Annotated in this window: 2 protein-coding genes; both read left to right on the forward strand. The window is 61.4% G+C overall.

Annotation, left to right across the window (positions count from 1 at the left end; genetic code table 11):
* Window positions 1-716 (forward strand): electron transfer flavoprotein subunit beta/FixA family protein (locus GFC01_RS17685; protein WP_152948465.1); only part of this gene is annotated, 716 nt, incomplete at its 5' end.
* A 22-nt stretch (window positions 717-738) separates the two neighbouring features.
* Window positions 739-1,718, forward strand: a 980-nt coding sequence (locus GFC01_RS17690; RefSeq protein WP_152948466.1) for an electron transfer flavoprotein subunit alpha/FixB family protein, incomplete at its 3' end; no start/stop codon positions are given.

Consider the following 1,718-nt stretch of genomic DNA (forward strand, 5'->3'; position numbering starts at 1 on the left):
TTGATAATCAGGGCAAAATCAATAGAGAAGGGGTCAGCCTGATCATGAACCCCTACGACGAATTTGCCGTGGAAGAAGCCCTGCGCATCAAGGAGAAAACCAAAGGGGAAGTGACCGTGGTCAGCGTGGGCGGGGAAAAGGCCCAGGACGTCCTTCGCCAGGCCCTGGCCATGGGCGCCGACAGGGCGGTGCTGGTCAATCCCGCAATGGAGGAAATGGACGAATACAGCACGGCCACCATCCTGGCCAAAGCCATTGCTCAGCTGGAATACGACCTGATTCTGGGCGGCTGGCGGGCCATCGACGACGGTTCGGCCCAGGTGGCCGGCCGGGTGGCCGAAATCCTGGGCCTGCCCGTGGTGAACATGGTCACCAAACTGGAAGTTAACGACGGTAAGGCCCTGGCCACCAGGGAAATTGAAGGGGGCAGCGAAGTGGTGGAAGTGCCCCTGCCGGCGGTGATCACCGCCCAGAAGGGTTTGAACGAACCCCGCTACCCCTCCATGAAGGGAATCATGCAGGCCAGGAAAAAACCCATGAACAAACTGGGCCTGCGTGACCTGGGTCTGGACGAAGGCCAGGTGGCTCCGAAAGTACGGGCTTTAAGCTACTTTTTACCCTCCCCCCGGGCGGCGGGGAAAATCATCCCCGGCGAACCGCCGGAAGCGGCGGCGGCCCTGGTAAAAGCGCTGCGGGAAGAAGCCAAGATCATCTAACAGCAAAGGGGAGGAAAGGAAAATGGCAAAGGGAATCTGGGTATACGCCGAACAAAAGAATGGTCAACTGAAAAAAGTATCCCTGGAAATACTGGGTGCCGGCCGCCGGCTGGCCGACGGGCTGGGTGAAGAACTCTGCGCCGTATTGATTGGCAAAGAAGTAGCCGGACTGGCCGGTACCCTGGCGGAGTACGGCGCCGATAAAGTATATGTGGCGGAAAATGACGCTCTGGAAAACTACACCAACGACGGCTACAGCCAGGTGCTGGCTGGCCTGGCCGAAGAATACCAGCCCACGGCCATATTCCTGGGCTACACCGTTTTGGGCCGGGACCTGGCCGCCCGGGTGGCCCAGCGACTGGGGACGGGCCTGTGCACCGACTGCACCGGTGTGGACCTGGAGGACGGCCGGATAATCTTTACCCGGCCCATATACGCCGGCAAGGCCTTTGTGCGGGCGGCCTGTCCCGAGGCGCGGCCCATTTGTGCCACCTTCCGGCCCAACGTTCTCACGGCGGCCCGGCCCCGGCCCGGCCGGGCGGCGGAAGTGGTCACGGTGGACGCCCGGCCGAAAGACATCCGGCAAATCATCAAAGAAGTGGTCCGCCAGGTCAGCAGCCGCCCCGAACTCACCGAAGCCGACATCATCGTTTCCGGCGGCCGGGGCATGAAAGCGGCGGAAAACTTTAAGATTTTAGAGGAGCTGGCCGACGTGCTGGGAGCGGCGGTGGGCGCCTCCCGGGCGGCGGTGGACGCCGGCTACGCCCCCCACAGCATGCAGGTGGGGCAGACGGGCAAAACCGTTTCTCCGGTGCTCTACATTGCCTGCGGCATTTCGGGAGCCATCCAGCACCTGGCCGGCATGGGTTCATCCAAGGTGATTGTGGCCATCAACAAAGATCCGGAGGCCAACATCTTTAAAGTGGCCGACTACGGCATCGTCGGCGACCTCTTTGAGGTGGTGCCCCTGTTAACCCGGGAATTTAAAAAATTGCTGGGTGA

The organism is Desulfofundulus thermobenzoicus, from assembly GCF_009428905.1.
In the GTDB taxonomy this organism is placed as follows: domain Bacteria; phylum Bacillota; class Desulfotomaculia; order Desulfotomaculales; family Desulfovirgulaceae; genus Desulfofundulus_A; species Desulfofundulus_A thermobenzoicus.